Annotated in this window: 6 protein-coding genes and 1 pseudogene; 3 read left to right on the top strand and 4 right to left on the bottom strand. The window is 67.8% G+C overall.

Translation table 11 applies throughout. The features are described 5' to 3' along the window. Window positions 1-80: 80 nt before the first annotated feature. The gene (locus ACFXB5_RS51995) at window positions 81-770 is read right to left on the bottom strand and encodes a transposase (protein WP_385222713.1); all 690 of its coding nucleotides are present in this window, start codon (window positions 768-770) and stop codon (window positions 81-83) included. A 130-nt stretch (window positions 771-900) separates the two neighbouring features. Continuing rightward, window positions 901-1,743: an SDR family NAD(P)-dependent oxidoreductase gene (locus ACFXB5_RS51990; protein ID WP_385222710.1), complete on the bottom strand. Its 843-nt coding sequence runs from the start codon at window positions 1,741-1,743 to the stop codon at window positions 901-903. Between the two features lie 163 nt (window positions 1,744-1,906). Between ACFXB5_RS51990 and ACFXB5_RS51985 the strand changes: the two genes are divergently transcribed. Continuing rightward, window positions 1,907-2,542, top strand: coding sequence for a TetR/AcrR family transcriptional regulator (locus ACFXB5_RS51985; RefSeq protein ID WP_385222707.1), 636 nt, complete (start codon window positions 1,907-1,909; stop codon window positions 2,540-2,542). A gap of 47 nt (window positions 2,543-2,589) precedes the next feature. Here the strand turns inward: ACFXB5_RS51985 and ACFXB5_RS51980 are convergent. Together ACFXB5_RS51980 and ACFXB5_RS51975 are read right to left on the bottom strand one after the other, a co-directional pair. Beyond that, a pseudogene (locus tag ACFXB5_RS51980) lies at window positions 2,590-3,486 on the bottom strand (IS5 family transposase). Between the two features lie 52 nt (window positions 3,487-3,538). Continuing rightward, window positions 3,539-4,066, bottom strand: coding sequence for a sugar O-acetyltransferase (locus ACFXB5_RS51975; RefSeq protein WP_385222716.1), 528 nt, complete (start codon window positions 4,064-4,066; stop codon window positions 3,539-3,541). A 114-nt stretch (window positions 4,067-4,180) separates the two neighbouring features. On the opposite strand from ACFXB5_RS51975, the gene ACFXB5_RS51970 reads away from it, so the two are divergent. Beyond that, a complete protein-coding gene (locus ACFXB5_RS51970) occupies window positions 4,181-5,110 on the top strand; it encodes a LysR family transcriptional regulator (RefSeq protein ID WP_385222704.1) in 930 nt (309 codons plus the stop codon). A gap of 276 nt (window positions 5,111-5,386) precedes the next feature. Then, window positions 5,387-5,968 (top strand): DNA glycosylase AlkZ-like family protein, encoded by a 582-nt coding sequence (locus tag ACFXB5_RS51965; RefSeq protein WP_385222702.1) that lies wholly within the window; start codon window positions 5,387-5,389, stop codon window positions 5,966-5,968. Window positions 5,969-6,013: the final 45 nt, after the last annotated feature.

Here is a 6,013-nt window from a genome sequence, read left to right as displayed (position 1 = left end):
ACTACCTGACCAACGCAGCCCCGTTGCCCGCGTTCCCAACCCGACACCGAACCCCCTTGCCACCAGCAGAAATACGTTAACTACCCGGCCTTGGGCCAAGGCCCGGCGTCGTCCTCGCCGACCTTCAGGACGTAGGCGATCAGCGCGTCCCCGCCGCGAGGCAGCCGGTCATAACGCACCGGCCGGCCATAGCGGTCTGCCCAGTCCCGGGTGACGAGCCGGGTCAGCCATTCCTCACCGTGCTCCGAGAGCTCCTCCAGCGCGGTCCGTAAGGTCTCCGCGACCAGTTCTCCCCGGTTCAGGCGACGGACCGCGGCGAGCACATGGGTGGGGTCCGTCCGCACCCGGCCGCGGCGTTTGACCAGCCCAGCCGCCACAAGATGGTCGACCATCGCAGCCAGCAGCCGGTCGGCCCGGTCACCCTGGGCCATCCGGTCCCTGAACTCGCTGAGTACTGAGAAGTCGAACCCCGGATCGTCCAGCTCCAGGCCCAGACAGCACTTCCAATCGAGACGGCACCGCACGGCCTCAGCGGCCTGCCGGTCGGTCAGGTTCTCGGCGTACTGCAGCACGGACACCAACGCGAGCCGGGCCGGTGACAGCCCCTTTCTCCCGTCAGCCGGATACCAGTCCGCGAAGTCCTCATCGACGAACAGTTCATCCAGCCGGTCCCGCACCCACATCGCGGCCGTGCCTCGTGGATTGCTCGCCCGAGCCATCCGCACCGTCAACGGCGGAACCACCCGCCCCGCACCCGAGCCCATCGCCATCGCGGCCCTCCGACCGCTCGATCCGCCCCGCTCAGACAAGAGCAGCACACCCACAACCAAGCGAGAACGGAAGACCGCGCAGCTTCACCCCAACGAGCGAAGATCACCAACCGCATCTCTTCCGTGATGGCTACGACCTTTGCCGGAGCAGCAGGTCCTGTGTGAGGCGGTGCAGTCGCCATGCGGCGCCCTTGTCGAAGGCTGTGCCTTTCAAGGCGAGTTGGTGTGTGGTGCGGTAGGCGGTGAAGGGTTCGCCTGGCGGTTCGTCCAGGAGATGGGACACCGGAGTGACGGCCTTTGCCACGGAGGTGGCGAACAGGGTGAACGACGCCTTGGTGAGGGCGCGCAGTGGTTGGGGAAGGTGGTTGGGCATGCCGGTCGCTACAACGCCGGGGTTGTAGCCGATGTAGCGGATCGGGGTGTTGGTGTGCACTGCGGCGAAGGCCACGCCGAGCAGGTCGTTGGCGCGGAAGGACTGCAGGGTGGCTTTGGTGCCGTTGTAGCGGCGTGTCAGTTGCAGGTCGTCCCAGTGGATCCGACCCAGGGGGATGCCTGGGGTGCCGACGTTCATGATGACTGGTCGTGGTGCGGACTCCAGTGTCTCGCGCAGGCCGTGGCTCAGGACGTATCGGCTCAGATAGGCGAGTGCGAAGCTGTGCTCGAATCCTTCGCGGGTGACGGTGCGGGTGCCGAAGAGCCGGTACCGCTGGGCGCACAGGATGAGTTTGTCCACTGAGGAACAGGTGCCCTCAATCTCGGTGACGAGTTCCTGGGCCGCCGTAACCGATGTCAGATCGGCCTGCAGGAAAGTGGCGCGGTCACCGGCTGAGAGGGCCGTCGCCTGCGCTAGAAGGGCCTCGCCCTTGGCGGGCGTGCTGCCCACGGCGAGGACCCGCGCTCCTTGGCGCAGGTAGTGCAGTGCGAGACCTTTGCCGAGCCCGTCGGTTCCTCCGGTGATGACCACGGTCTGCATCCCTGGCTCTCCATCCCTGCCGAGCTGTGCGACTGGACTCGCAGCCCGATGTCACGAAACCACTATGTGGATATTGCGTATCCGCTTATGCGGGGACCGTACCACGAAGCGGATATGCTGTATCCGGTTTGGGTGCGGAATACAGCAGCGGAAGGAGTCGTTCATGGGCCAGAGGGGAGGCGCGGAACCCGCTGCGGCAGGAGCACCTCCGCTGAGGCGGGATGCCGAGCTAAATCGCCGGCGCATCCTTCAGGCCGGACGCGAGGTCTTCGCCGCGCGCGGCCTTCAGGCCACGCTCAACGATGTCGCGCACCATGCCGGCCTCGGAGTCGGCACCGTCTACCGGAAGTACCCCGACAAGCAGGCGCTCGCGGAGGCCGTCTTCGGTGAAGAACTCGACGAGATCGCGGCGATGGGGCGGGAGGCCTTGGCCGGGGACGACGCATTCGCCGCATTGGCCGGCTTCCTTGAGAGGGCCCTGGCGCGGGCCGCGCACAACCGCGGGCTGCGTGAGCTGATGCGACACGGCATCATCGAGGGCGCCGGTCCTGCCCAGGCGCGGCAGGAGATCACGTTGCACTGCGAGCATCTCCTGGCACGGGCCCGTACGCAGGGCGCCCTGCGTGACGGAGTCACCGAGGCCGACATCGCACCGATCGCCGCGATGATCGACGCCGTCATGGCCCTGCCCGCCGAACACCCCTCCGAGATGTGGCGACGATATTTGGCGATCCTTCTCGACGGGCTGCGCGCCCGTCCGCACCAGGCGCCATTGCCCAGTCTTGGTGGCGCTGACTGACCTTGGCTCTCACCAGGCCGATTTCAGCGGCCACTAAGGCGTGTCCGTTAGATGCGAGCCCAGACCAGCACCGCGGCGAGGACCGCGGCCGAGCGGTAGACGATCGCGAGCTTGTCGAACCTCGTGGCCAGGCCCCGCCACTGCTTGAGTAGGGCGAAGGACCGCTCGACCACGTTGCGGTTCTTGTAGGCCACCGGATCGAACTTCGACGGACGCCCGCCTGCTGAACCGCGGCGGCGACGGTGCTCCTGCTGGTCACGCCGTTCAGGGATGACCGCGGTGATACCGCAGGCCTTGAGCGCCGCTCGGATCGCGCGGGAGGAGTAGGCCTTGTCGCCGAGCAGCATGGTCGGGGTCGTGCGCGGGCGGCCTGCTCCGGTCCTGGGGACTCGCAGGTCGCCCAGGAGCAACGGCAGGGACTGGCCGTCGTGCGCCTGCCCGGGCGTCACGACGACGGCCAGCGGTTGGCCCTGACCAGGTCCAGGGTGTGGTGGATCTTCGTGGCCAGCCCGCCGCGGGAACGGCCGATCGCGTGCCCGGCGGGCTCTCGGTGGGCGTCGAGGCCTTGCCCTCGGGCTGCGGCCCGGCACTTCTCGGGGCGGCGGGTGTTGGTGGCGTGCTGGTGGGCCCGGGTGATGGTGGAGTCCACCCGCCGCCCGCCAGTCGATCAGCCCATCGTCGTCCGCGCGGGCGAGCAGGACGTCGAGCACGCGGTCCCAGGTCCCGTCGGCGGCCCAGCGGCGGTGGCAGGCCCACACGGTCTTCCAGGATCCGAACCTGGCTGGGAGGTCTCGCCAAGGAATACCGGTGCGGTACCGGTAGACGATCGCCTCCACAATGCGGCGGTGATCGGCCCACGGCCTGCCACGACGACCGGTACTGGAGGGCAGCACAGGTCGGATGCGGTCCCACTGCCGGTCGGCCAGCCGGGCGTGACGAGGCATCAGGATCAGACCGCAGAGGTGCTGGGCGCCCGGGCCGGCAGCCCGGCCGGGCTCAGTCGATCGTCTTGATCACCCGGGCGGGCACTCCCGCGACCACGGTGCCGGCAGGAACATCATGAGTGACCACCGCACCGGCAGCGACCACCGCACCGGCACCGATGGTCACCCCCTGTGTGATCACGGCAGCCGTCCCGATCCAGACGTCGTCCTCGATGACGATCGGGGCGAAGGAGAGGTACTCGCGGCGCTCGGCCAGGGGCAGTGGATGGCCTCCGGTGATGAGGCTAACCTTCGGGGCGATCATGACGCTGTTGCCGATACGGATGCTTCCCTTGTCCATGAAGGTGCATCCCTGGTTGACGAAGACGTTCTCCCCGAACGTCGTGTTGAGCCCGTACTCGGTAAAGAACGGCGGGTAGATCATCACCGACTCCGGCAGCGGGCCACCGAACACAACAGAAAGTAGTTTCGCGCGACCTTCGCTGTCGCTGAACGGAAGCACGTTCAGTCGAGACGTCGCATCGGTCACCTCCAGGATCCGCTCCGCATGACGCGCGAACTCAGGCGTCTGGACATACATGACCTGCTCTGTGCGGGTAGACATGCGCTTATCCCACCACCGCACAGAACACTCAATCAAACAACCCTGCACCACAACAGACACAACCAATGGTTGTGGAAATAGGGTGGAAGCGTGGATGCTGAAGCACTGCGGACGTTCGTGGCCGTCGCCGAGACCGGCCAGTTCCAGGCTGCTGCCGACAAGCTGGGGATCAGCCAGCAGGCGGTCTCCAAGCGGATCGCGGCCCTGGAGAGGCACATCGAGGTCACGCTCCTGGTGCGGACCTCCCGAGGCTCCCGGCTGAGCCTGGACGGGCAGGTCTTCCTGCCGCACGCCAAGAAGGTCCTGGCGGCCCTCGAGCAGGCCGAGCAGGCCGTGCGCCCCGGCAGCCGGCCCTTGCGCGTCGATGTCCTCAATCGGCGCATCTCCCCGGCCCAGGCCGTCTACCGGTTCTACCGCTCCCACCCCGAGACGGACCTGGACGCGGTCACGCTGAGCAAGGAGAACGCCGCCCAGGCCGCCCAGGCGGTGCTCGAAGGGACCGTCGACGCGTCTTTCCGTGCCCTGCCAGCAGACCAGGTCCCGGCCGGGATCAGCGCCGAACGACTCCTGGACGCACCCCTGGAGCTCCTGGTCGGCCCCGGCCACCCGCTAGCTGACGCGCCCTGGGTCAGTCCTGCGGACCTGGCTGGCCACCGCATCTGGATCCCAGGGATCAGGCCGGGCACGGAGTGGGCGGCGTTCTACCAGGCGCTGTCCGAGGCATTCGGCCTGAGCATCGACGCGCTCGGCCCCAACTTCGGTGACGAGGCCCTTATGGACGCGCTGGCCGACTCGGTCTCGCTGGCCACCCTCGTCGGCAGCGGGGACCGGTACCTGTGGCCCCAGACCCACGACCTACGGCGCATCCCGTTGCACGACCCGACCCCGGTCTACCCGCACGTGCTGCTGTTTCGCAGCGGAGACCAGCACCCCGTGCTGACCGCGCTACGCGACCATCTGCGCACCGCAGGCCCGCGAACCCCGCACGACGTGTGGGCGCCGGACTGGGTAGACCGCTGACCAGGCGACCGAATTGACAGACAGGCCCTAGTCCTGATCACGCGCAAGCCATCAAACTGTCATGCCGAACGAGTGGGCCCCTCCCGGGAAGGGGCCCACTCGCCTCTTGCGCAGAGGCAATGAAGCCCGGCGACCTCAAAGACCACCGCAGGAAGCGCCAATCGACGGAGGGTCAATCTTCAGTGAGATCGGCCAACCGGTGAGACGGAACAGCCGTTGTTTGGCCACTCCATCGTGCGGACAGAATCTGTCCGCAAGGGTCGGTAGCGTTCCCTCATGCCGAACATCGTGCTCGACCGCCGCACACTCAACCGGGCTCTGCTGGGCCGCCAGCTGTTGCTGGAACGCTCCGAGATGTCCGCTCTGGATGCGATCGAGCACCTGGTGGGCATGCAGTCGCAGGTGCCGGACGCGCCCTACGTCGGGCTCTGGACCCGGCTGAAGCGCTTCTCGTTCGCCGACCTGGCGGGACTGATGACCGAACGCCGCGCGGTGCGGATCGTGCTGATGCGGGGAACGGTGCATCTGGTGAGCGCGTCTGACGCCCTGGCGCTGCGGCCGGTGATGCAGCCGATGCTCGACCGCCAGTTCCATAGCAGCACCTGGGCGCGCGGAATGCGGGGTGCGGACCGGGAGGAGCTGGTGGCTGCCGGGCGGGCGCTGGTGGGGGAGCGGGCGCGGAATCCGGCGGAGCTGAGGGCAGCACTGGGCGAACGGTGGCCGGAGGCGGATCCCGGCTCACTGGTGAACGCACTGCGCAACTGGATACCGCTCGTGCAGCTGCCGCCGCGCGGGGTATGGGGCAAGGTGTCGGCGACGGCCCAAATCCCCACTTTCCGACGAAAGCTGTCGCCGTAATTCCCCACCCCGTTGACGGCCGATTCCCCAGGGGGACGCCCGTCA

The sequence above is a fragment of the Streptomyces sp. NPDC059455 genome, from assembly GCF_042750115.1.
GTDB classification, from domain to species: Bacteria; Actinomycetota; Actinomycetes; order Streptomycetales; family Streptomycetaceae; genus Streptomyces; species Streptomyces endocoffeicus.
The sequence above is the reverse complement of the archived record's forward strand: the minus strand, read 5'-3'. Positions and strand labels throughout refer to the sequence as shown.

Coding starts and splice junctions, on each gene's coding strand:
- ACFXB5_RS51975 (WP_385222716.1), bottom strand. CDS start 4,066: ATGTATGTCCAGACGCCTGAGTTCGCGCGTCATGCGGAGCGGATCCTG.
- ACFXB5_RS51985 (WP_385222707.1), top strand. CDS start 1,907: ATGGGCCAGAGGGGAGGCGCGGAACCCGCTGCGGCAGGAGCACCTCCG.
- ACFXB5_RS51995 (WP_385222713.1), bottom strand. CDS start 770: ATGGCGATGGGCTCGGGTGCGGGGCGGGTGGTTCCGCCGTTGACGGTG.
- ACFXB5_RS51965 (WP_385222702.1), top strand. CDS start 5,387: ATGCCGAACATCGTGCTCGACCGCCGCACACTCAACCGGGCTCTGCTG.
- ACFXB5_RS51990 (WP_385222710.1), bottom strand. CDS start 1,743: ATGCAGACCGTGGTCATCACCGGAGGAACCGACGGGCTCGGCAAAGGT.